The organism is Actibacterium mucosum KCTC 23349, from assembly GCF_000647975.1.
GTDB lineage: Bacteria > Pseudomonadota > Alphaproteobacteria > Rhodobacterales > Rhodobacteraceae > Actibacterium > Actibacterium mucosum.
Genome location: NZ_JFKE01000001.1, coordinates 427,108 through 448,899, shown reverse-complemented (window position 1 = coordinate 448,899; position 21,792 = coordinate 427,108). Strand labels below are relative to the sequence as shown.

The window sequence follows — 21,792 nt, the reverse complement described above, 5'->3', positions numbered from 1 at the left end:
GGATACAGGAGAGATTCGTGCAGCAATTGCTTGCCGTGTGGAACCAGCTGGACGCCCGCAAAAGGGTGATCGTCGGAATCGCAACTTTGGCCATGTTTGCCTTGGTGTTGGCGATGTCCCGGATCGCAACAAAACCTCAGCTGTCCCTGTTGTATTCAGGGTTGGAATCTGCTGCCGCAGGTGAGGTTGTCACTGCCCTTGAACAGCGCGGAATCACCTATGAGGTGCGTGGCGCGTCCATATTCGTCGAAACCGCGCGGCGCGACCAATTGCGGATGATGCTGGCTGGCGAAGGTTTGCCCGCGAACGGCACAGCCGGTTATGAGTTGCTGGACGGGCTCTCCGGTTTCGGCACGACGTCGCAAATGTTTGATGCAGCCTATTGGCGTGCCCGCGAGGGAGAGCTGGCACGCACGATTTCCTCAAGCCCCAACATCCGATCGTCCCGTGTTCATATTGCAAGTCCAAGCAATCAGACCTTTCAGCAAGGTCAGGCGCTGACAGCGTCGGTAACCGTGTTCCCCGCGCGTGGTTCGTTGCCACAAACACACGCCAACGCGCTGCGCTATCTTGTGGCCTCTTCCGTGCAAAACCTGACGCCCGAGAATGTGTCCGTCATTAATGGCGACACCGGAACAGTACTGTCCGGTGACCTGCAGCAATCGGCCCTGGCTGGCGCGGCAAACGAACGTTCCGAGGCCTTGCGTGCCAATGTCGAACGGTTGCTGAATGCGCGCATGGGCCCCGGCAAGGCCGTTGTTGAGGTCACGGTTGAAACAGTCACGGACCGCGAATCGATCGTTGAACGCAGGTTTGATCCGGAAGGGCGTGTGGCCATCTCCACCGAAACTCAAGAGCGTAGCGTGGATGCCAATGACCAAGGCGCTCTGAACGTCACCGTGGCCAGCAACCTGCCCGATGGCGGTAACTCCAACAACCGCAGTTCGACCAGTTCGAATACCGAAACCCGAGAACGGATCAACTATGAGGTTTCGGAAACCCAGCGCGAAGTTGTTCGCGGACCCGGTGCAATTCGCCGGATCAGCGTCGCGGTACTGCTGGATGGCGTGCGCAGCATTGGGTCGGACGGCAGCGAGGTGTGGGAACCTCTGCCAGAGGAGGAAATCGAAGCACTGCGTGACCTTGTGGCGTCAGCGGTGGGGTTCAATGCGGAACGGGGCGATGTCATTACGCTGAAATCCATGCCATTTGAACCTTTGACCGCTTCATCGGCGCCAGAGCCACAAGGGGCTTTGGCAACATTGCCGTTCAGCCTCGCCACCATGGCACCACTCTTAGTGCTTGCCGTTGTTGCCCTGATCCTTGGGCTGTTCGTTGTCCGTCCTGTCTTGACCGCACGTGGCGCGCCGCAACCGTTGCCCGAGCCTGAACAGGCACCTTTGCTGCCCAACAGTTTGGACGGTGAAATAACCGACGATGCACCCGATCTGGCCGCCGTGAACCAGGATGCTGATGACGGCCAACTACCGGCACTCGCAGACACCCCGGCCGACCCGGTTTCGCGACTTCGCGTTCTGATCGACGACCGCCGTGCGGAAACCATCGAGATTCTGCGTGACTGGATGGAAGATGACACGGAGGAGCCTGCCTGATGGTCACACGCCTGAACCTTGAAGATTTCACGTCTCCTCAAGACGCGCCGATCGTCGAACCTGTTGATCCGGCAGCGGTGGAAGGGTCAGAGGTTTTCGAAAAAGGCTATAAGGCCGGCTGGGACGACGCGGTTAACGCGGAACACAATGTGCGTCTGCGCGTGGCTGCGGATTTGGAGAAATCTCTGCGTGACGCGATGTTCACCTTTCATGAAGCCCGGGCAGACATGCTGACATCGCTGGCGCCCCTTCTTGATGTGATGGTCGACAAACTGCTTCCAGAAAAAGCACAAGAGAGTTTTGCCCAGTTATTGCTCGAGGCGGTACGTCGCCGCGCGGATGGCCTGCAGGTGGAACTGCAGGTCAGCCCCGAAAACGTCAAAGCTGTGCAATCGCTGTTTGGTGACGAGGTTGACCCGCCGGATGCGGCCATCGTGGGACAGCGTCACCTCGCGCCGGGACAGGCCATTTTACGTGTTGGGCACAGCGAAGAGATGATTGATCAGGCCGCGATGCTGGCAGAGATCAAGGCGCTTTTTGCCGGCGCGCTCAACACCCATGCATCTCAAACCCAAGAGGAGAACGGCCATGCCGACCCATCACACCTTGCCGGCTGACACAGGTGCAACGCTGACCCGTGTGCCATTGGAAGTCACCGTTTCAGTCGGGAGGGCCCGGCCCCTGATCCGAGATCTTCTAAACATGGAGGACGGCGCAGTGTTGCCGTTGGACCGACGTTTTGACGACCCAGTGGAATTGTTCGTGGGTGACAAATTGATCGCGCGCGGCGAACTTGTGGAACTGGAAGGTGACAAAGCCGGGCAGATCGCAGTTCGCCTGACCGAAGTCCCTGATCTGGGCGAGCAAGTGTGAAACGCTTCGCGTTCGCTGTGGCGCTTGCTCTGCTGCCGACCGCTGTAGGAGCGCAGGAGTTGAGCCTTTCCTTTGGCGATGAGGGGTCTTTGACCGGTCGATCGGTGCAGCTTATTGCGCTGATCACGGTTCTTAGCATCGTACCGGGGCTGGCGGTGATGCTGACCTGCTTTCCCTTTATTGTGACGGTGTTGTCCATTCTCAGGCAAGCCATTGGCCTGCAGCAATCTCCGCCCAATATGCTGATCGTCAGTTTGGCACTGTTCTTGACGTATTTCGTGATGGAGCCGACGTTCACCGCAGCATGGCAACTGGGTGTCGCGCCTTTGGTTGAGAACCAAATCGAAATTGACGAAGCTTTTCGCCTGGGTCTTGATCCTTTCCGCAGTTTTATGGCCTCTCGCGTCGACCCCGATACTTTCGCCGCGTTGGCCGAATTGCGTCGCGAAGATCTGGGTCAGGAAACGCGGAATGCGCCTATGTCGCTGCTGATCCCTTCTTTTCTTTTGTCCGAGATTTCCCGGGCATTCGAAATCGGGTTTCTCATCTACCTGCCCTTCCTGATCATCGATCTTGTCGTGGCGGCGGTATTGATGTCGATGGGCATGATGATGGTGCCACCTGCAGTGGTCTCTATGCCGTTCAAACTGGCCTTTTTTGTCGTTGCCGATGGATGGACCCTGATTTCGGGCGCGTTGGTCCGTGGGTATTTTCCCACTTAGCGGACAACGAATTCCGCATGCAAGGCACCGGCAGCCTTGATGCTTTTGAGAATGTCGATCATGTCGCGCGGCGACACGCCCAGCGCGTTCAACCCGGCAATTACTTCGGATAGGGATGTCCCACCCGAAACCTCGGCCAGGCCCGTACCAATATCCTCGCGAATCTGAGCATCCGTTCGCGGCACCACTACGGTTTCACCACCAGCAAACGGGTTGGGTTGCACCACGGCGGGTGCTTCTGAGATCCGCAAAGTCAGGTTTCCTTGCGACACCGCAACGCGGGAAATACGGACATCCTCGCCCATGACGATGGTGCCTGAACGTTGATCCACCACCACGCGCGCTTTGCGCTGCGGCTCTACAAGGACATTTTCCAACCGTCCCAAGGCATGCGCGGGTGATCGCGCGCGCGTTGCTTCAATGTTCAGCTCGACGGTGCCCGCATCCAGCATCAGGGCAACCGGACGCCCAAATTCGGCGTTCACCGCTGCCTCGATCCGGCCAGCCGTTGTGAAATCAGGCGTGCGCAGAGCCAATCGCAGGCGCGAAAGACCACTGAAATCGAAAGCAATTTCACGCTCGACCCGAGCACCGGCCGGAATGACGCCTGCGGTTGGCACACCTTCAATCACGGTCTCGGCTTCTCCTTCGGCCGATGCTCCACCCGAGATCACCGATCCCTGGGCCACCGCGTAGATCTGCCCATCTGCGGCATTCATCGGCGTCATGATCAACGTGCCCCCCAGCAGGCTTTTGGCATCACCAATTGCCGAAACCGTCACGTCGATCTGCGACCCGGCGCGCGCGAATGGCGGCAGTTCGGCCGTGACAAAAACGGCGGCCACGTTCTTGGGCCGGAATTCCTCACCGGTCACGTTTACGCCCAGACGCTCAAGAAGATTGGCCAGTATCTCTTCGGTAAAAGGCGCATTGCGGATGCCATCGCCGGTGCCGTTCAGACCAACAACAAGGCCGTATCCGACCAGATCGTTGCCGCGGACACCGTCAAATTCAACGAGGTCCTTTATCCGAACCGGTCCGGCCTCAACCGAGGACCACAGGACAAGCGAGAAGATCGAGCTTAGAAAGGCAATCAGATATTTCATCTCAGGAAATCCGCTAGGTTAAGCCGCGAGACGCGGGAAGTGACAGTGTACAGCGTTTCAATCTGCGTCTGCAGCGCCTCAAGGCGTGTGGCTGCTTCGTAAGGGTCGACCCCGATCAGGTCAGCACGGGCGATTTCCAACGCTGTGACAGCGGTGGCATTCTGAACTTCGATGTCCTCGATCCGTTCCTGTTTCGCGCCCAGGTCGGCACGCAGGCTGGCAATGGTATCCTCTGCGCTCAGCAAAGCTTCGGCAGAATGTTTGGCCAGCGCTGAACGTTGGGTGGGATCCCCTTCCAACAAGTCGTCGTCGGCGAGAAGGGCGGCGGTTGCAAGGCCGGCCAGCACATCGCGAATACCACTGCTTTCGGCAGTAATGTCCAACGTAAGGATCTGATCGTCCGCCAGTCGCATTGGACCAGCTGCATGCGCCGCACCTTGGTAGGCAACGGTTTCAAATCCACCGCCCGCATCATGGAACCACGCGTTCACGGCATCCGCGACACCGTCGGCGGTGGCCTGTGCACCAATCAAGGCGCGCAGATGGGCAAGAATAGTCTCTGAATCTACCAACGCCGCGGTATCAGTGGCCGACCCTGCGAACAGGCTGCGACCCGCGACCGAGCTGTTCAATGTTGAAACCGCCTGCGCGAACTTTTGCTGCGCATCAATGCCCGCGGTGCGGATCAGCGTTGCCTGCGGCTCGGACCCCGCTAGCAAGAGCGGTTCTTGCAGGCCGCGCATATTGTCGGTGACGTTGCCAAGTGCAACTTGCATCGCATCGGCCGTCAGGCGCGCTTCGGTCGTGGCAACGCTGTAGGACTGGATCGTTGCAAGGCTGCGCTCCATTGCCGAAAGCGGGCCAAAATCGCCCGAAAGTCGCGCACCAAGATCGGCGCTGACCCCGGTGGTCAACTCTTGCGTTGATGTCTGTAAACCCTGTTTCAGCGTCGTGTTTTGCCGCGACAGGGCAAACTGGTAGGCCATATCGCCAAGGGAGACGAGGGCCATCGTCAGATCCGCAACAATGTGTCGAGCAATTCGTCCATGGTCTGAACGACGCGCGCGTTTGCGGCATAGGCACGCTCTACCTGTAAAAGCATCTGCATCTCCTGATCAATGTCCACGCCGCCTTCCAACTCGGCCTGGCGAAGGGTTGCGCCCTTGGCGTTGGCAAAGCTTTCCGCAGAGCGCGCCGATTGCAGTTCCGAGGCCGCAAAAGACAGCACCTCTGCACCCAAACCGGACATGGAACGTGTCCCGCCGGCAAACCGTCCAGATGCTGTAGAGCGCGTATCCGTGAGCGCATCCGACAAGGTCATCAATAGGGTGGAATCCCCCACAGAACCCGGCGCGGATGCCCCCAACCCGTCCCGTAGACGCCACAACGCGCCTCCTTGGTCGGGATCGATCAACGCGTTAACCTGCAACCGCGCTGCCAGCCCGACCTCGTTGACCGGATCGAAAACACCACCATTGTCGGTGATCAGCCCTGCATCGCCGACAATGCGCGTTGGATCAATCGCAGGATCCTGAAAACGCTCTATCAGGTCGCGGGCAACTGCATCCAATTCGCGCTGTGCCTCGACAGCCAAGCCATCGCGCAGGTCGAACAATGCAGCCAGCCCACCCCCGGCGAGCGGCGCATATTCACCGGAGGTTGAAAGGGGTTGCCCGTTCAATGTAAGCCCGCTGAGTGCACCTGATGTGAGGGTCATTTCCGGGACAATCTGCCCAACGGGGGTAAAGCCAAACTCGGCCGCTGTGCCGTTCACCAGACCTGCACCGTTGGTCGAGAATACGGCAACCTGGCCGAACTCTTGTTCGACCAGGCGAACCGGCACGATCTCGGCCACCTTGTCGATCAAAACCGCCCTTTGATCCATCAAACCGGATGCATCGCGACCGCTGGCTGCCAACAAACGGATTTGACCATTCAGATCTGCGATGTTTGCAAGGTTCGAATTCAGAGTTTCGACGTTTTGCGCGATCCTTTGATCCGCACGGCTGCGAGACAATTGAATGGCATCCGTGACCGATGCCAGCTTGCCCACCAGGTCTTTGGCGGCCGTCACAACCTCGGCCAATCGCATGTCGCTGTCAGGGCGGCTGGTTGCCTCAATCAGGCTCGATTCCAGCTTGGAAACGCGGCTGACAAAGGAATCACCAGCATCCGGCAATCCCATTGCGGCCTGAAGATCATTGTAAAAGTCTGCGGTCACCTGGGCCGCCGCAACACCGGAATCTGCCAGCCGCCGGTCAGCGACAATTTGTGGGTCGACGTCGCGGCGCACGCCGACAATCTCCACCCCCGCCCCGCGACCACCAACGGTGGCCGAGGATGTCTCCAAAACGCGGCGGCCATAGCCGTCGGTCGTGGCGTTCGACACGTTCGACGACACGATCTCGGCTGCGCGCGCGGCCGCCGTCAGCCCGGACAGGGCATTGGACAAGGAGTTGGAGATGGACATGTGCGAAGAGCCTCAGCGATCAGCGCTTGATATTGGTGGTTTCCTGCAACATCTCGTCCACGGTCTGAATGATCTTGGCGTTCGAGGAATACGCTCTTTGTGTCTGGATCAGTTCGGTCAGTTCCGCTGCGACGTCGGTGGCAGATTCCTCGCGCGCATATCCCAACAACGACCCTGTTGGCCCATCCCCGGCATCCCACAAAAAGAACGATCCGCTGTCGGGCGAGATTTGATAAGCTTGGTTGTCCAAAGGCGTCAGGCCGTTGGGATTGGGCACATCCACAAGCGGGATTTGGTAAATCGTGCGGGTAAAGCCAATATCGTAGACCGCGTGCACGAACCCGTCAGAGTCAATCTCGACCCCGACAAGGTTTCCGACCGGTGACCCATCCTTGGTAATGGCTGTTGGCGCAAAACTGTTGGACAATTGTGTAAGCCCCCCCGGGTCGCCGGGCGCCCCGATGGTGATGTCGATCGGACCGCCGGCTGTTGTCACGCTCAACGCACCCGTGGCCGGATCATAAGCGCCGCCAGATACCGTGGTTACGGCCTGCAACGTTCCACCATTTGCCCGGGAGTCGTCAAAGGTCAGGGTGTATTCGCCAACGACAGCCCCACCAGAAGCCGAGTCTGTCAGAACCATTGTCCACTCGTTGGACGAACCGGTCGCCGGAACGGTCGGTGTAAATGTCGCAGTCAGGGTTTCCGACGTACCAAGGTTACCGAAATATTCCACCGAAATATCCAGCGGGCCGCCGGTGCTGCCGGCCTCGGTCTCGGTCGCAGGCAGGTTCACACCAAGCTCCATCCGCGTTGTCGGGTCACCTTCAAACTGGTTGATGCCCACCTGAACAGGCTGCAAACCGGCAACCGTATCGCGCGGATATGGTGGAATAGTGCCATCCGGGTTCGCAGGCCATCCCATCAGGACCATACCGGTTTCCGTGGTCAAAACCCCGTTTTCATCTGGCCGGAAGGACCCGGTGGTCATCAGGAACATCGGCAGGTCGGCACCATTATCCAGCGCCACAGCCTCGGTCACGGGCACCATGCCGCGACCCGTCACCGCAATGTCCGTCGAGTTCCCGGTGGTCACCAGCGGCCCACGTTCGTCGATATAGCGCGTGGTTGTCGTGCGCACACCGCCGGCCGCGTATCCCGCTGATCCGTTGATAACCAGCGAATGAAACTCGGCGTCGGCGCGTTTGTAACCATAGGTCGACGAGTTCGAGATGTTGTCGGAAATGGTTGCCAGACGCGTTGCGTTCGCATTCAAACCGGCCACACCGGCATTGAGAGAGGAGGAAATCGTCATAATAGCGCCTTTCTGCTGCTTCGACTCCTGATCGTCGAACAGGGTTACAGGCGCCGCTTTAACGGCGGGCTAATAGATAAAATTCAACCTTCTTTCGCAGGTGGTTCTACTCATCGTCCCGCAACAGAATCAGCTCAAGTCGGTTGTTCCGTGCAGCCATTGGATTGCGCGCCGCAGGCTCGCGGTCTGCATGACCGGTCACACGCTGTATCCGTTTCGTTTGTATACCTGCGCTTTCCAGCAAGGTGCGCACCGCCTGTGCGCGCGCCGTTGACAGGGCCCAAGCCGGATCTTCGCGTAACACCATGGGATGTGCATGGGTGTGAGCCTCGACCGCCACTTCGTTCGTGACCAAACCAAACACTTCTGCAACCACGGGGATCAATGCGCGCAGCTGCGGCGAGGGTTCCTGCCCGTTTGTAGAAAACAGCGGAGCCCCCTCGCGGTCGAAGAGTTCGACAATCAGGCCCTCGTCGGTGACGCGGGTGACAATATGTTTCAGCAACTGGTCGGAGACCATGCTTTCGCCACCACGGGCCATCAGCAGGTCTTCGAGCTCCTGCATCTTGGCGGTCGATGCACCGTTGCCCTGTACCCCCTGCTCGGCCAGTCCGCTTTGTCCGCGGGCTTGGTTCTGTTTGGTTGCATGCTTGTTTGATGCCCCCATTCCGGCCTGGGCCAGCGTCTGTTCGGAAAACACACTGGTCCCGCCAAACGAACCTTCGCCACCGCCCGAGATCCGGTTCACCGGGATCGTCGGGTTAAAATAGTCCGCAATACCTTTGCGCTGTTTCTCTGTCGTCGCATTCAGCAGCCACATCAGCATGAAAAAGGCCATCATCGCGGTCACGAAGTCAGCATACGCCACCTTCCATGCACCGCCGTGGTGGCCCCCACCAGCCACGACCTTTTTACGCTTGATGATGACTGGCGCCACATTCGTGCCGCTCATTTCACCACCTCTCATTCACCCACTGGCAAGGGTTACCCACAGGCTGTGAACATCGGCTTAACTGCTAAAATGCGACATATAGATGTATTGTGCGTATACGAACCAAATCGGTTGGAATTCTATGAATTACCAAATCTACGCACAATTCGTAGGTTGGCTGCAACACGTAATCAACGGAGCGAACCATGACCAATCACATCCAAGGCTTGCATCACGTCACCTCGTTGGCCAGTGGCGCCGTCGCCAATAACGACTTTTTCACCAAAGTGCTGGGACTGCGCCGCGTGAAGAAAACCGTGAACTTTGATGCCCCACATGTGTACCACCTGTACTACGGAAACGAGCGGGGCGACCAGGGCTCGGTCATGACGTATTTCCCATTCGAGGGATCCAAGCGTGGCAGCCACGGAACAGGCGAAGTCGGCCAGACCAACTTTTCTGTCCCCGTTGGCACTTTGGACGCCTGGGCAGAGAGGTTGGCGACGCACAAGGTTGCAGATGTAGAGCGCGACGAGTTGTTTGGCGCGAAAAGGCTTAGCTTCTCCGGCCCAGACGGCGACGGTTTCGCCTTGATCGAAGCCGAGGATTCGCGCCCGCATTGGGGTGGTGCCGATGTGTCTGACCAGATGGCGATCCGGGGATTCCACGGCGCCTCGATCCGGCTGAACGACACCGGCGCCATGTCTGAGCTGTTGCAATTCATGGGGTATGAAACGGTGGAAACCCGCGACGGCATCACGCGGCTGGCGGTTGAAAACGGCAATGGCGCAAATGTGATCGACCTGCAAAACGTCGCCGCGGACCCGGCACAGCAAGGCGCGGGTTCGGTGCACCACATCGCCTTCTCCGTAAAAGACCGCGCGGCGCAGCTGAATATCCGACAGGCCTTGGTGGAAACGGGTTATAACGTCACGCCCGTGATTGACCGCAACTATTTCTGGGCCATCTATTTCCGCACGCCGGGGGGTGTTCTGTTCGAGATTGCAACCGACGAGCCGGGCTTTGACCACGACGAAAGTCTAACCGAGCTTGGCAAGGCCTTGAAACTGCCGCCACAGCACGCACATCTGAGAGAGGAATTAGAGGCGAAGTACCTTGCTCCAATCTCTGACTGACTTGATGATGGTTGACTATATCAGCCGAAAAACACTCGGGCCGGCAACCGGCCCGCTTGTTTTCACGTTTCATGGCACCGGCGGTGACGAGAACCAGTTTCACGGTTTCACCGAACAGGTTCTGCCTCAGGCCACGATTGTCTCACCCCGCGGCGACGTGTCGGAAAACGGCGCAGCGCGCTATTTTCGGCGCACCGGCGAGGGGGTATATGACATGGCCGATCTGGGCATGCGGACCGAACAGATGGCCACGTTTCTGGCCGACACGAAAGCGCGATATGCGCGCCCAAGAACGATCGGGCTGGGCTATTCAAACGGGGCGAATATCCTTGCCTCGGTGATGACCCGCTATCCTGACATTTTTGATGCCGTTGTGCTGTTGCACCCCCTGATCCCGTGGGAACCCGACCCCCACCCGGTTCTGGCCGGCAAGCGCGTGCTGATCACCGCCGGTCGCAAGGATCCGATTTGCCCGGCCCCAATGACCGATCGATTGCACAGGTATTTCGAGCGTCAGGATGCCCGGACACAGTTGCATTGGCACCCCGGCGGCCACGAGATTGACAATTCCGAGTTGATCGCCCTGCGGCATTTCCTGACAGAATAGTCTCGGTTTCTGCTCAATTCGACGGTTCGAACGGGGTCTCTAGCCACGTTTTGGCCATATCGCTCCAGCCGCGTGGCAGCCCGTGGCCGCCATCGTGGATGCACAGCCGGGCCGCGCCCCCGCCGCACGAGGCCGACCAGTCGCGGCAACGGAACCGGTCACCGATGGTGATCTCGTCGGGGTTGGTGCGGCATTGATTGGTGTTTCGCAGCAGGTTCATCGATTCGAACACGTCGCCTTGGTGCCAATTGCCAATGGCGCGCCCTTCGATCGGCACCTGGCCATCGGCAAAACCGTGGATCTGCAACAGGCGTACCGGGCCCGCCGGGCAGGTTTCAGCCGGCACCGGGCGGCGCAGGGCCCCGGCAACCGAGACAAACCCGGCGTAATTTGCCCCGTCGTAACACGCCACCATCCACGCCATCGACCCGCCGGCCGAAAACCCGGTGACAAAGACGCGGTCACGCTGTACCGGCAGACGTGCGGCGACATCGTCCACCACCGCGCGGGTAAAGGCCACGTCGTCGCGGAACCCCTCGTTATTGGGGCGCGCCGGCCAGAACCGCGTGTTACTGCCCGGTCGCAGCGACCCGTTGGGGCCGACTACAATGTAGCCATTGTTCAAAAACGTCGATTTCAGGCTGCCAGCGTTAAAAATCGTGCGGCCCGACGAGCCAAAGCCGTGAAAGAAGACCAATACCGGCAAAGGTGTCTGCCCGTCCCAGTCAGGTGGAGCCATCAGATGATAGCTGCCTTCGTCAATTTTACATGCGTCGTCGGCCGAACACGGTCCCGTCTGTGCCACTGCGCCGCCGACAAATCCCATCATGAACAAAACCGCCAACCATACTCGTGCCATGCTGTTCCTCGTATCCAAGCCCTAGCAACGCCTTACCATATCCAAAGCTGCCTTTGTGCAGCTCCACGGCAATGTGAAGACGGTGCCCCGGCTTGTGAAGGCGCGGCAATGGGGTTACCTAGTCTGCACCCCACGCCGCGGTTCGGAGACATTAATGGCGCACAAAGTTTACAAGGGCGACCTGCCCGATGGTCTGGACCTTGGCCCGGTTGTGGCCATCGATTGCGAGACCATGGGCCTGAACCCGCATCGCGACCGTTTATGCGTGGTGCAACTGTCAGGGGGCGACGGCAAGGCGCATCTGGTGCAGGTGGCAAAAGGCCAGACCGCCGCGCCGAACCTTTGCGCGCTGCTGGAAAACCCCGATGTGCTGAAACTGTTCCATTTCGGCCGCTTTGACATTGCCGCGATGTATCACGCCTTTGGCGCGCTGACCGCGCCGGTTTACTGCACCAAGATCGCGTCGAAACTGATCCGCACCTATACCGACCGGCACGGGCTGAAGAACCTGCTGCAAGAGCTGCTGGAGGTCGACATCTCGAAACAGCAGCAAAGCAGCGACTGGGGCGCCGAAACGCTGACCGATGCGCAAGTGGCTTATGCCGCGTCCGACGTGCTGTACCTGCACCGGCTGCGCGACGAACTGAACAAACGCCTGACCCGCGAGGGCCGCGCCGAGATGGCGCAGGCCTGTTTTGACTTTCTGCCCACCCGCGCCAAGCTGGACCTTGCCGGGTGGCCCGAATTCGACATCTTTGCGCATTAACCGCATGGCGAACGCATTTGTCTCCACCGCCCAGCGGGTTTTGCGGCAAGAGGCCGAGGCGCTGCAACTGTTGTCGGACACGCTGGATGGCGGGTTCACGCAGGCCATCGACCTGATCCTGGCGACCAAGGGCCGGGTGATCGTATCGGGCATGGGCAAATCGGGCCATGTGGGCCGCAAGATCGCCGCCACCCTGGCCAGCACCGGCACGCCGGCCTATTTCGTGCACCCGGCCGAAGCCAGCCACGGCGATCTGGGCATGCTGACACCAGGCGACGTGGCGCTGGTCCTGTCGAACTCGGGCGAAACGGCCGAACTGGCCGATATCATCGCCTATACGCGTCGCTTTTCGATCCCGATGATCGGCGTGGCCAGCAAAGCCGACAGCACCCTGATCCGCCAGTCCGACGTGGCGCTGATCCTGCCGCCCGCGCCCGAGGCCTGTACCATCGGCATGGCGCCCACCACGTCGACCACGATGACCATCGCACTGGGCGACGCACTGGCCGTGGCACTGATGGAGCATCGGCAGTTCTCGACCGACCGCTATCGCGACTATCACCCCGGCGGCAAGCTGGGCGCGCGGCTGACGCGCGTGCGCGACATTATGCATACTGGCGACGAGATGCCCCTGATCAGTGCAGGCACCCCCATGACCGAGGCCCTGCCTGCTATGAGCGAAAAAGGGTTTGGCGTAGTTGGCGTCACCGACAGCAGAGGCGCGTTGATTGGCATTATCACCGACGGCGACCTGCGCCGCAAAATGGGCACGTTGCTGAAAGAAACTGCGCAAGCCGTGATGACACAAAGCCCGCGCACCATTGCACCCGGCGCTTTGGCGGAAGAAGCGCTGGCACAGATGACGGGGCAGTCGCCCAAAATCACCTGCCTGTTTGTTGTTGACGATGACGCCAACGCGCCGGTCGGCATTCTGAATATCCACGACTGTCTGCGCGCCGGAGTGGCCTGAGCCGATGGTGGCCGACAACGCCTATTCCCGCTTTGTCGCGATTTTGCGCATTGTTTTGCCTTTGGTGGCAATTGGCCTGCTTTCAACACTTTTCCTATTCTCGCGTAAAGTCGACCCAGAGCGGGCGATCCCATTCGCCGAAGTAGATGTAGAGGCCATTTTGCGGGAAGAACGGGTCAACCAACCCACCTACACCTCGGTCACACAGAAAGGCACGGCTGTCTCGGTTTCCGCCAAATCCGTGCTGACGGACGTTGGCAACGCGGACAACGCAAACGCGGACGAGATCGTGGCGCGCTTGGACTTTCCATCGGGAACGCGCGCACTGATCAGCTCGGCCAAAGGGAATTTGGACAGCCCGTCATCCATTCTGAACCTCGAGGGCGGCGTTGTCATTTTGACGTCAGATGGGCTGCGCATCGAGACTGCCGCACTTACAACCAGCTTGGTCAATACCGATATAAGGACCCAAGGTACGGTTACCGCAGAGGGCTCTCTTGGCACCCTGACAGCCGGTCAGATGCACCTGACCGAAACAGGCGGTGAAAATGGCAGCTACGTGGCTGTTTTCAACAAGGGGGTTAAGCTGGTATATCGACCAGGCGATACGGGGGATGAACGGTGATCCGAGTTCTATTTTGCATACTTCTTGCTTTGTCCGGGCTGACAGCGGGCGCAGCGCTTGCGCAAGGCGCTCAGGTGGCGTTTGGAGGTCTAAAACAGGATGCGTCGCTTCCGGTTGAAGTCACCGCAGATTCTTTGGAAGTGAACCAGGCCGACGGGTCGGCAGTTTTTACTGGCAACGTTTTGATTGGCCAGGGCGAGATGCGTCTGTCTGCGGACAAGGTACGGGTCGAGTACAACACGTCCGGCGGAATCGACAAGATGCACGCCATGGGCAAGGTCCTCTTGGTCAGTGGTGGTGAAGCCGCCGAAGCGAACGAAGCGGTTTACACGATCGAAACAGCCTCCATCGTTATGACGGGCAGCGTGATCCTGACCCAGGGTGACAATGCGTTGTCTGGCCAGACCCTTACGGTTGATCTTGCGTCGGGCACGGGCCGAATGGAAGGCCGCGTTTCAACGGTCTTTAATCCAAGCAGCGCCAAGGAATGAGCGCAGACCTGAAAATTGCCGAAGGCGATGGCGGCCTGGTGGTCACTGGGCTGCGCAAAAGCTATCGCCGCCGCCCGGTGATCCGGGATGTCAGCCTGAAATTGGAACGGGGCGAGGTTGTGGCCCTGCTGGGCCCAAACGGGTCAGGCAAAACCACCTGCTTTTACAATATCGCCGGGCTTATCACACCCGAAGGCGGGTCCATTGTCATCGACGGTCGCGATGTGACCAACCTGCCGATGTATCGCCGCGCCAAGATGGGTATCGGCTATTTGCCGCAAGAGGTCTCGATCTTTCGCGGGCTCAGTGTCGAAGACAACATCCTGTCGATCCTCGAAATCTCGGAAACAGACCCGCACCGCCGCCGTGAGCGTCTTGAGGAATTGCTGACCGAGTTTTCGATCAGCCACCTGCGCCGCGCCCCGGCGCTGTCGTTGTCGGGCGGTGAACGTCGCCGGGTCGAGATTGCCCGTTGCCTGGCGGCCAATCCGAAATACCTTCTGTTGGACGAACCCTTTGCCGGTGTTGATCCCATCGCCGTTGGAGATATTCGTACCCTTGTTGCGCAGCTGAAAGACCGGGGAATCGGCGTTCTGATCACCGATCACAACGTGCGCGAAACACTGGAAATCGTAGACCGGGCCTATATCCTGCACGATGGAACCGTTTTGATGAGCGGCACAACAGAGGAAGTGGTGCGCGACGAGAATGTGCGCCGTGTCTATTTGGGGCAGAACTTCCGGATCAGCTGACGAGAGGCCATGGCGCTTAAGCCCGGACTTCAGCCAAAACTGACACAACGCCTGGCGCTGACGCCGGGCATAGCCACGTCGCTGCGCGTGTTACGCTTGTCGTCAGTAGAGCTGGCGGAAGAAACACGCAGACTGACAGAAGAAAACCCGTTTCTCACACGAATAGATTTGCCGAATGCCAACGTCTTTGATGCGCAGACGGTCAGCTATGAAGAAACGTTGGTGCAAAGCCTTATACGCCAAATTGGAATGATGTCCCTGCCGCCGGACGTCCGCTTGGTGGCCGAGTTCCTGACAGGGGATTTGGATGACCGGGGGTATCTGACCAGCAGCGTGGGCGAACTGTGCGCATTGCTTGGCATTTCGAACACTTTGCTTACGGCGGCAATTGATGCGCTTCAGTCTTGCGAACCTACCGGAATTGGTGCGCGAAACATGGCTGAATGCCTTCGTCTGCAACTTGAAGAACGCAGCGTGCCGCCAGACGAAGCTGCCGCGTTTTGTGGCGTTCTGGATGCCGTGTTCGACGATCGTTGGACCGAAGCGCTGCAGCAATCTGGATTGACCCGATCCCGACTGGACGCATTGGCCGCCACCACTCGGAACCTGTCTGCTTACCCTGCCAATCACTTCGCCAGGTCGACCGAACCTTTGATCCCCGAAGTGGAAATTGTCGAAGACCCCTCTGGAGCCTTAACGGCCATTCGCCATGCGCGCCGCCCGGGGCAAGTGCAATTCGATAACGCCTTGGCAGAAGGTATCGGCAAAGGGCAGTCGCTATTGCATCAACACCGCCAGCACGCGGAAACATGGATGAATGCATTGGCGTTCCGTGGCACAACCTTACAGAGAATCTCGCAATATCTTGCCGATGCTCAGACGCGGTTTTTCCGCGGTGGGATGGCCGAAATGCGCCCTCTGACGCAACGTCACATCGCAGAAAGCCTCTCGTTGCATCCGTCAACCATCAGCCGCGCCATTTCCGGTAAAGCCGTCGAGCACGCCGGCACCGTTTTTCCAATCGCCGCGTTTTTCAGTTCCGCAATCACTACAAAATCCGGCGAACCCCTGTCTTCATTGGCGATTCAACACCGAATCCGTGCGCTGATTGCCGCCGAAGACCCGCAGAATCCGCTGTCAGACGCGGAAATCGTGGGCCAACTTTCGCGCGAAGGCGTTGACATAGCCCGCCGAACTGTCGCCAAATACAGGGGATGCTTACACCTTCCTGCGTCGTTCAAACGAAAGCGCCGACCGTCCATTGGTTAAGGACATGCGGCCTCCTGGCAGCGATCTCGCGCCCGGCTGCATGCACGCGATCTTCAACTTTTGGTGGAAGTGTAGAGCGTCCTAATATGCAATAACGGAGGAAAGAGAATGCGCTATCAGATCAGCGGCAGGCAAATTGATATCGGTGCGGCTCTTCAATCTCATGTTAAGGACGAACTTAACGATGTGGTTGAAAAATATGCTGAACGTCCCACCGAAGCTGTCGTGATCTTCTCGCGAAGTGGGCACGAATATGCCTGCGAAACGACTGTGCATCTTTCCACCGGCCTTACAGCCCAAGCGCGAGCTCATGCAACCGAGATTTATGCCTCGTTCGACGGCTGCCGCGAAAAGATGGAGAAGCAGCTGCGCCGGTATAAGCGCCGGTTGAAGGACCATCACCGCGACCGATCGCAGCCTGTTGAACTTGCCGAAGCTTCCTCGTATATCCTCGCAGCCAACGGTGATGCGGTAGATTCGGAGCCTGAATCGCTTCAGCCCATCATCATTGCCGAGATGGAAACGGCCATTCAGTCGTTGTCGGTCGGCGAAGCGGTTATGCAGATGGAGCTTAAGGGCGAGCCGCTTTTGGTGTTCAGAAATGAAAAGACGGGTGGGATAAACGTCGTTCACCGGCGCGATGATGGAAATGTCGGCTGGATCGATCCGTAAGTAAGTAACCCCGCCCTGCGGCAAAGAAATACAGGACCTATGGAAATTTCGAGTATCCTCAAACCTGAGGCCGTTAAACTTTTTGGATCGCAGTCGTCGAAAAAGCGGCTGTTTCAGGATCTGGGCGAAATCGCGGCCAGCCACTATGGCTTGAATTCTGCGAGTGTCGTTGACGCGCTTCTGGAACGTGAAAGCCTTGGACCCACCGGCGTGGGCCAGGGTGTTGCCCTGCCGCATGCGCGGTTGGACGGGCTGGACAATGTCGTGGGCGCGTTTCTGCGCCTGGAACGTCCGTTGGAGTTCGACGCGGTGGACCGCAAACCGGTCGACCTGATCTTTGCACTGTTTGCTCCGCGCGAGTCGGGCGTTGATCACCTTAAGGCGCTGGCCTCGGTTTCTCGCGTTCTGCGCGACCCGACAATCTGTACCAAACTGCGCGCCAACGATGACGCGGGAACCATGTTCGCCATCCTGACCGAACCGCCCTCGTCCAAGGCAGCCTGATCAGGCGACAAAAGCCCGATAGCCGAATGTCATAAAGTCGCGCTGGTATACATCCCGCGCGGCTTTTTCGATTGCACCGTCGTAGATCTGAATCAGTTGAAACGGCTGCTCGTAGACGGGATCGGACATTGCCGGAATGTCGTCCAAACCGGTCTGGCGCGCGAGAAATGGCAGCGCGTCGGCCATGTCTTCCTCGCGAATTACCATGTCTGGGAAAGTGAACCCAGACATCCCTTCCAGCACCACGTGCTGACTGGCCCATGCTGCATCCACCCGAATCGAGGTCCGGCCGGCAAGATTGTCGCCCAGGAACTTCAGGAACGCCAAGAATGCCTTTCGGTGGTCACGCACCGAATAGCCAGTACCGGGTCCGTCATCCGGCAGTGGCAGGTCATAGACGCGGCGAAGGGTATTGCGTATCTCGGGAAAGTTACCGGGTCCGGTGGGCAGGATCTTCGTACAGAACACCCGATGCGCCCGAAGCAATGGATGCGTGACAACGGCAAAGCTGCGATGCGATGGATTCTGCCGCTTCCACTGGCGCAGGGCTTTCTGATTGAATCCCCGCCGCAAAGGTTCTTCACCCAGCATCGACAGAAAACTTTCCACCTGTTCAACAGGTCCGCCCGGAACCGGCATGTACAATAGCGGAGCGCCTGTCGCGGCCACATAACTTGGCACCATGGCGTGACGCTTTGGCTCCAACTGCGGGACCTCCGACAGGCCCATCAGGTCCATCTCGGCGATGGCGGCGCGCATCTCGGCGAAATTCGCAACCTTGTCTTCCAACGCGGCGGGGTTTTGCTTTTTCAATTTTCCCGACAACGATTCCAGCCGTGTCGAAACCCCCAGATATGTCGCCAACCCGTTCAGTACGTCCAGGTTTCCGATGTCGTCATAGCGCACAAAAAACGCGGCCTGACCGGTGGCTTGCAGCCGCGCCATCGTTTCGCGATGCGTAGTTTGAACCTGATGCAGGTAGGTGGCGAAATCGACGGGATCAAAGGTGATTTTTGCTGCCTTTTTGTGTCGCGCGTCTGTCAGCATCCATTGCCCGGTCTGCCGGGCGATCTGCAGCGACACATAGCTGTCCAACGGGTTGCGGGTCAGAATGATCTTGGCGCAGGTCGGGTCGCTCAGAACCGCTTCTCGGACCCGCGCATCGTGATCAAAGAACAGGCGAAACCCGGATATCCCCTCGGTCTGACCTTTCATAGCCCCCAACAATCGCTCGGGCGCGTCGTTGCGTTCCTTGCGGGTAACACCCAACAAGCGTTCTTTACCTTTGTGGCCAATGAAAAACGGATTGAACGCCTCGCCGTAGCAAGTGATCCCATCAAATGCGTTCAGATTGCTTTCCAAATAGTTTGACCCGGTCCGCATTTCGGCCAGAACAACAAAGCTTTCAAACATCGGTCGATTTCACCAGATATGGCCGCCGGCCAGGTTTCGGACGGCTGCGCGGGTCATCACCCACCGGGAAATCGCCCATCAGATACGGATGCATTCCCTGATTCTTGAGATCCTGCAAAAACTGCCCAAAGCCGGTCAGATCTGCCATTTTTGGGGCCTCGGTCAGCCGATGACGACCGCGCGGCGCAATCTCGTCGATGATGATCTGCAACGGCTCCATCGGGTTCAGGATAAAATCTGCCATGGTCCAGATACGGACACGCGCGTTGGTGTATTGCGACCTTAGAATGTCCAGATGCTGCGCCTCGATCTTTTGCAGGGCTGCAGCTTCGCGCCGGATAAACGAGAAATTGTTCGAAGATTTGAACAACGGCACCGCCCAAGCGCCAGAAATAACCGAGATCTGCGCGTTGCTGTCTGTGGCCATAAACCAACTGACACCCTGTTCGTCGCCCGGCCCAAACTGGAAACACTGCCGTTCGCCTCGTGTGGACCAGACCAGATTGGTCAGGAACGAACTGGGCGCCGCATCGCGCAAGGCGGCACTGTCACTGAGCGCGCCGTTATAGAAGGCTTCCTTGCCCGAAAACTGCACGCCCTTGGGGTGAAACAGATGGCCATGCACGCGCCCCCCGGCAACTTTGAACAGCCATGTCTCGAAATCTTCGAAGAGTTCGGTAAAGCCTTCGAACACCGAATAACCCGCACAGGTTTTGCCGTTCTCGAACCCGTCACGCGGAAAGCGGCTTTGCATATACAGCCCCGACCGACCGCGTACCCGGCGATCAACCGCCTTTGAGAACAGCCGGTCAATCTTGCCCGGATTCGGCTCGGCATTCTTGGTGACCGAAGGATCGTTGGACAGGAAGGAGGAATAAAGCTTGTCCGCTTTGGGCCAGATCTTGCGCGCAACGAAACAGTCCGAGCGCCGCAAAAGCTGCAAGTGGTCGTCATAAAAGATATGCGGTTTACCCTGGAAATCGAACTTGGACAGGGTCAGTGACCGGCTTTCCACGTTTTGGCTGTGCAAACGCGCCAGCGACTGGAAATAGCTTTCATCCGGAATCCAGACCCGTCGGAAATACCGGTCATACATCTGGCGTTCCGGATCTTCGAGAATCGCCTGCAATGTCTCACGTGTCAGGCACCACCACTGCGATCCCAGATGCGGCACCATCCCCGGTGGAACGCGCCGTTTATAGCCAAGGCGACGCTGAAACCGGACGTACCAGTCAAACAGCTTGCGCCGCTTTTTCCACGAAAACGGAAAACGTAGTGTAAACCGTTCCTGATCAAACCCACCGATGGTCCAAGGCACGTCATTTGTCGTAGCCGACTCGATGAAATCCGTTCGTGGACGGCTGGCCAGATAGTCCTGCAATTCGTTCACCGGGCGCAACGGCAGGCACGAGCCCGAGGCAAGATAGACATGCCTGACCAGAGGAAACTCTTTCAACATCATCTCGGCCGCGCTTTGTGTTGCAGCAACCAAGGACCACGTGCCCCATTCCACCTTGTGCCGCTTGCAGAACTTGATGTTCTGGTGGTCTACCAAAGCCTCTTTCAGTTTTTTGACCTGCGCGCGCTTCACCGACTTGTCGATGTGAATCACCACCGGACAACCGCTGGAGGCCCAATGCCTGGCAACTGACGCCGCACGGTCCATCGCTGTGTGAACCAGCATGATGAAACCGACGCCGCTCAAGCCCAGTTGCCTTTCGACATCAAGCCCAGGATCTCCATCTGGCGCCAGTTGATGTATTTCTCGGACCACTTGCACCACAGCGACGTGTCGGCCTGCAACCCATCCCGATACGCCTTGTACTCAAAGCTGTCAGCATAATGCTGACCGCGGTCCATTTCTTCTTCGGACTTGTCAGCAAAGGTGTTCAGGAACTTGGTATGCAGCAAACAACCAGACGCCTTTTCCCCACCCCATTCGTCGTAAACAAGGTTCAGACCACGAGGCACAAGCATGTGGGTAGAACTGGCATAGGCATAGCCGCGCTGCCACTTGACCAAGGGAACCTTGTTCAGCGCCGGGGCCTTGTCGGGCTCGTCATAGAAATACGCACGTGCACGTGGCCCGCCCTGTATCCAGAGGTTCAGGAACTTGTGGTTCTTTCGGATCGTATAATTGCCGCTGTCAAACCACGAGGTGATTTCCAGCGGGTCCTGACCCGAGCGATAGAGCTGTTCTTCAATCGGGCCACGCGGGTACATATCGATCAACATCGCACCAAAGGACCGCACGTCCGAGGAATCCAACCAGTCGGTCAGCGCACCAATAGGTCGTGTGTCACAGAACGGATAGATGAACAGTTCGTCCACATCGACAACAAGGCACCAATGTTCGTGCCCATACCTGCGTTGAAGCCCGTTCAGCCAATCCACTCCAAACCGCGACTTCTTGTAGCTGTGCGTGGTGGTCCACAATGAAACGTCGGGCTGATCAGCAAGGTATTCGCGCGATCCGTCATCCGAACCGTTGTCGACCATGATAAAATGGACGACACCCATTTGACGATAGTACTGCAGGAAATAAGGCAGGCGCACGACTTCGTTCCGAAGCGTGGTAAAGGCCAGAACGTCGCCCTTTTTGATCGCTTTGGTACGGTTCACCACCTCAGTCAGCTCAAACCGCTTGCGGGCCGCACGAATCTGCAGCCGCTTGCGTTCGAGCCGCATGCGATATGAA

At 58.4% G+C, this 21,792-nt stretch carries 23 protein-coding genes; 14 read left to right on the top strand and 9 right to left on the bottom strand.

Features of this window, described 5'->3' with window-relative positions:
* Window positions 1-17 precede the first annotated feature (17 nt).
* From fliF to fliP, 4 genes are read left to right on the top strand one after another with little or no spacing between them, the layout of a single operon-like run.
* The gene (fliF, locus tag ACMU_RS02160; protein ID WP_081805354.1) at window positions 18-1,613 is read left to right on the top strand and encodes a flagellar basal-body MS-ring/collar protein FliF; all 1,596 of its coding nucleotides are present in this window, start codon (window positions 18-20) and stop codon (window positions 1,611-1,613) included.
* A complete protein-coding gene (locus ACMU_RS02155) occupies window positions 1,613-2,230 on the top strand; it encodes a FliH/SctL family protein (RefSeq protein WP_035255625.1) in 618 nt (205 codons plus the stop codon). The genes fliF and ACMU_RS02155 overlap by 1 nt, the downstream gene beginning before the upstream one ends.
* Window positions 2,202-2,486 (top strand): FliM/FliN family flagellar motor switch protein, encoded by a 285-nt coding sequence (locus ACMU_RS02150; RefSeq protein WP_051587810.1) that lies wholly within the window; start codon window positions 2,202-2,204, stop codon window positions 2,484-2,486. Before ACMU_RS02155 ends, ACMU_RS02150 begins: the two co-directional genes overlap by 29 nt.
* Window positions 2,483-3,208: a flagellar type III secretion system pore protein FliP gene (gene fliP / locus ACMU_RS02145; protein ID WP_035255623.1), complete on the top strand. Its 726-nt coding sequence runs from the start codon at window positions 2,483-2,485 to the stop codon at window positions 3,206-3,208. Before ACMU_RS02150 ends, fliP begins: the two co-directional genes overlap by 4 nt.
* Here the strand turns inward: fliP and ACMU_RS02140 are convergent.
* The 5 genes from ACMU_RS02140 to ACMU_RS02120 all read right to left on the bottom strand — a co-directional run bounded on the left by ACMU_RS02140 (window position 3,205) and on the right by ACMU_RS02120 (window position 9,051).
* Window positions 3,205-4,314, bottom strand: coding sequence for a flagellar basal body P-ring protein FlgI (locus ACMU_RS02140; protein WP_035255621.1), 1,110 nt, complete (start codon window positions 4,312-4,314; stop codon window positions 3,205-3,207). The two genes, fliP and ACMU_RS02140, sit on opposite strands and share 4 nt — an antisense overlap.
* Window positions 4,311-5,324 (bottom strand): flagellin, encoded by a 1,014-nt coding sequence (locus tag ACMU_RS02135; RefSeq protein ID WP_035255620.1) that lies wholly within the window; start codon window positions 5,322-5,324, stop codon window positions 4,311-4,313. Before ACMU_RS02135 ends, ACMU_RS02140 begins: the two co-directional genes overlap by 4 nt.
* Before the next feature lie 2 nt (window positions 5,325-5,326).
* Window positions 5,327-6,784, bottom strand: coding sequence for a flagellar hook-associated protein FlgK (gene flgK, locus ACMU_RS02130; RefSeq protein ID WP_035255618.1), 1,458 nt, complete (start codon window positions 6,782-6,784; stop codon window positions 5,327-5,329).
* Window positions 6,785-6,803: 19 nt separating this feature from the next.
* The gene (locus ACMU_RS02125) at window positions 6,804-8,099 is read right to left on the bottom strand and encodes a flagellar hook protein FlgE (protein WP_035255617.1); all 1,296 of its coding nucleotides are present in this window, start codon (window positions 8,097-8,099) and stop codon (window positions 6,804-6,806) included.
* 106 nt (window positions 8,100-8,205) lie between these two features.
* Window positions 8,206-9,051: a flagellar motor protein MotB gene (locus tag ACMU_RS02120; protein WP_035255616.1), complete on the bottom strand. Its 846-nt coding sequence runs from the start codon at window positions 9,049-9,051 to the stop codon at window positions 8,206-8,208.
* 185 nt (window positions 9,052-9,236) lie between these two features.
* On the opposite strand from ACMU_RS02120, the gene ACMU_RS02115 reads away from it, so the two are divergent.
* Window positions 9,237-10,166, top strand: coding sequence for a VOC family protein (locus ACMU_RS02115; RefSeq protein ID WP_035255615.1), 930 nt, complete (start codon window positions 9,237-9,239; stop codon window positions 10,164-10,166).
* A 4-nt stretch (window positions 10,167-10,170) separates the two neighbouring features.
* Entirely contained in the window at window positions 10,171-10,773 is a 603-nt protein-coding gene (locus ACMU_RS02110; RefSeq protein ID WP_035256076.1) for an alpha/beta hydrolase, read from the top strand.
* Window positions 10,774-10,786: 13 nt separating this feature from the next.
* Here the strand turns inward: ACMU_RS02110 and ACMU_RS02105 are convergent, their stop codons facing one another.
* Window positions 10,787-11,632, bottom strand: coding sequence for an alpha/beta hydrolase family esterase (locus ACMU_RS02105; protein WP_081805352.1), 846 nt, complete (start codon window positions 11,630-11,632; stop codon window positions 10,787-10,789).
* Window positions 11,633-11,786: 154 nt separating this feature from the next.
* Here ACMU_RS02105 and ACMU_RS02100 point away from each other — a divergent pair, with 154 nt between their 5' ends.
* The 8 genes from ACMU_RS02100 to ACMU_RS02065 all read left to right on the top strand — a co-directional run bounded on the left by ACMU_RS02100 (window position 11,787) and on the right by ACMU_RS02065 (window position 17,681).
* Entirely contained in the window at window positions 11,787-12,398 is a 612-nt protein-coding gene (locus ACMU_RS02100) for a ribonuclease D (protein ID WP_035255614.1), read from the top strand.
* 4 nt (window positions 12,399-12,402) lie between these two features.
* Complete coding sequence (locus ACMU_RS02095; protein ID WP_035255612.1) at window positions 12,403-13,368, top strand: KpsF/GutQ family sugar-phosphate isomerase; 966 nt, start codon at window positions 12,403-12,405, stop codon at window positions 13,366-13,368.
* A 7-nt stretch (window positions 13,369-13,375) separates the two neighbouring features.
* Entirely contained in the window at window positions 13,376-13,993 is a 618-nt protein-coding gene (lptC, locus tag ACMU_RS02090) for an LPS export ABC transporter periplasmic protein LptC (RefSeq protein ID WP_161635610.1), read from the top strand.
* A gap of 29 nt (window positions 13,994-14,022) precedes the next feature.
* On the top strand, window positions 14,023-14,484 hold the full coding sequence (gene lptA / locus ACMU_RS02085; protein WP_236626170.1) for a lipopolysaccharide transport periplasmic protein LptA: 462 nt from the start codon (window positions 14,023-14,025) through the stop codon (window positions 14,482-14,484).
* A complete protein-coding gene (lptB, locus tag ACMU_RS02080) occupies window positions 14,481-15,236 on the top strand; it encodes an LPS export ABC transporter ATP-binding protein (protein WP_051587801.1) in 756 nt (251 codons plus the stop codon). The genes lptA and lptB overlap by 4 nt, the downstream gene beginning before the upstream one ends.
* Before the next feature lie 9 nt (window positions 15,237-15,245).
* Window positions 15,246-16,505, top strand: a complete 1,260-nt coding sequence (gene rpoN, locus ACMU_RS02075; protein WP_035255608.1) for an RNA polymerase factor sigma-54 — start codon at window positions 15,246-15,248, stop codon at window positions 16,503-16,505.
* Between the two features lie 108 nt (window positions 16,506-16,613).
* On the top strand, window positions 16,614-17,177 hold the full coding sequence (hpf, locus tag ACMU_RS02070) for a ribosome hibernation-promoting factor, HPF/YfiA family (RefSeq protein WP_035255607.1): 564 nt from the start codon (window positions 16,614-16,616) through the stop codon (window positions 17,175-17,177).
* 39 nt (window positions 17,178-17,216) lie between these two features.
* The gene (locus ACMU_RS02065) at window positions 17,217-17,681 is read left to right on the top strand and encodes a PTS sugar transporter subunit IIA (RefSeq protein ID WP_035255606.1); all 465 of its coding nucleotides are present in this window, start codon (window positions 17,217-17,219) and stop codon (window positions 17,679-17,681) included.
* Here the strand turns inward: ACMU_RS02065 and ACMU_RS02060 are convergent, their stop codons facing one another.
* Genes ACMU_RS02060 through ACMU_RS02050 form a run of 3 tightly spaced genes read right to left on the bottom strand, consistent with a single transcriptional unit; the run spans window position 17,682 to window position 21,782 of the window.
* Window positions 17,682-19,094: a TraB/GumN family protein gene (locus ACMU_RS02060; protein WP_035255604.1), complete on the bottom strand. Its 1,413-nt coding sequence runs from the start codon at window positions 19,092-19,094 to the stop codon at window positions 17,682-17,684. It abuts the gene before it with no gap.
* Window positions 19,087-20,778 carry a DUF5927 domain-containing protein gene (locus ACMU_RS02055; RefSeq protein WP_035256070.1) on the bottom strand — a complete coding sequence of 564 codons (1,692 nt, stop codon included), beginning with the start codon at window positions 20,776-20,778 and terminating at the stop codon, window positions 19,087-19,089. Before ACMU_RS02055 ends, ACMU_RS02060 begins: the two co-directional genes overlap by 8 nt.
* Window positions 20,779-20,795: 17 nt before the next feature.
* Entirely contained in the window at window positions 20,796-21,782 is a 987-nt protein-coding gene (locus ACMU_RS02050) for a glycosyltransferase family 2 protein (protein WP_035255602.1), read from the bottom strand.
* Window positions 21,783-21,792 lie beyond the last annotated feature (10 nt).

Coding starts and splice junctions, on each gene's coding strand:
- ACMU_RS02155 (WP_035255625.1), top strand. CDS start 1,613: ATGGTCACACGCCTGAACCTTGAAGATTTCACGTCTCCTCAAGACGCG.
- ACMU_RS02150 (WP_051587810.1), top strand. CDS start 2,202: ATGCCGACCCATCACACCTTGCCGGCTGACACAGGTGCAACGCTGACC.
- ACMU_RS02140 (WP_035255621.1), bottom strand. CDS start 4,314: ATGAAATATCTGATTGCCTTTCTAAGCTCGATCTTCTCGCTTGTCCTG.
- ACMU_RS02135 (WP_035255620.1), bottom strand. CDS start 5,324: ATGGCCCTCGTCTCCCTTGGCGATATGGCCTACCAGTTTGCCCTGTCG.
- flgK (WP_035255618.1), bottom strand. CDS start 6,784: ATGTCCATCTCCAACTCCTTGTCCAATGCCCTGTCCGGGCTGACGGCG.
- ACMU_RS02125 (WP_035255617.1), bottom strand. CDS start 8,099: ATGACGATTTCCTCCTCTCTCAATGCCGGTGTGGCCGGTTTGAATGCG.
- ACMU_RS02120 (WP_035255616.1), bottom strand. CDS start 9,051: ATGAGCGGCACGAATGTGGCGCCAGTCATCATCAAGCGTAAAAAGGTC.
- ACMU_RS02115 (WP_035255615.1), top strand. CDS start 9,237: ATGACCAATCACATCCAAGGCTTGCATCACGTCACCTCGTTGGCCAGT.
- ACMU_RS02110 (WP_035256076.1), top strand. CDS start 10,171: ATGATGGTTGACTATATCAGCCGAAAAACACTCGGGCCGGCAACCGGC.
- ACMU_RS02105 (WP_081805352.1), bottom strand. CDS start 11,632: ATGGCACGAGTATGGTTGGCGGTTTTGTTCATGATGGGATTTGTCGGC.
- ACMU_RS02100 (WP_035255614.1), top strand. CDS start 11,787: ATGGCGCACAAAGTTTACAAGGGCGACCTGCCCGATGGTCTGGACCTT.
- ACMU_RS02095 (WP_035255612.1), top strand. CDS start 12,403: ATGGCGAACGCATTTGTCTCCACCGCCCAGCGGGTTTTGCGGCAAGAG.
- lptB (WP_051587801.1), top strand. CDS start 14,481: ATGAGCGCAGACCTGAAAATTGCCGAAGGCGATGGCGGCCTGGTGGTC.
- rpoN (WP_035255608.1), top strand. CDS start 15,246: ATGGCGCTTAAGCCCGGACTTCAGCCAAAACTGACACAACGCCTGGCG.
- hpf (WP_035255607.1), top strand. CDS start 16,614: ATGCGCTATCAGATCAGCGGCAGGCAAATTGATATCGGTGCGGCTCTT.
- ACMU_RS02065 (WP_035255606.1), top strand. CDS start 17,217: ATGGAAATTTCGAGTATCCTCAAACCTGAGGCCGTTAAACTTTTTGGA.
- ACMU_RS02060 (WP_035255604.1), bottom strand. CDS start 19,094: ATGTTTGAAAGCTTTGTTGTTCTGGCCGAAATGCGGACCGGGTCAAAC.
- ACMU_RS02055 (WP_035256070.1), bottom strand. CDS start 20,778: ATGCTGGTTCACACAGCGATGGACCGTGCGGCGTCAGTTGCCAGGCAT.
- ACMU_RS02050 (WP_035255602.1), bottom strand. CDS start 21,782: ATGCGGCTCGAACGCAAGCGGCTGCAGATTCGTGCGGCCCGCAAGCGG.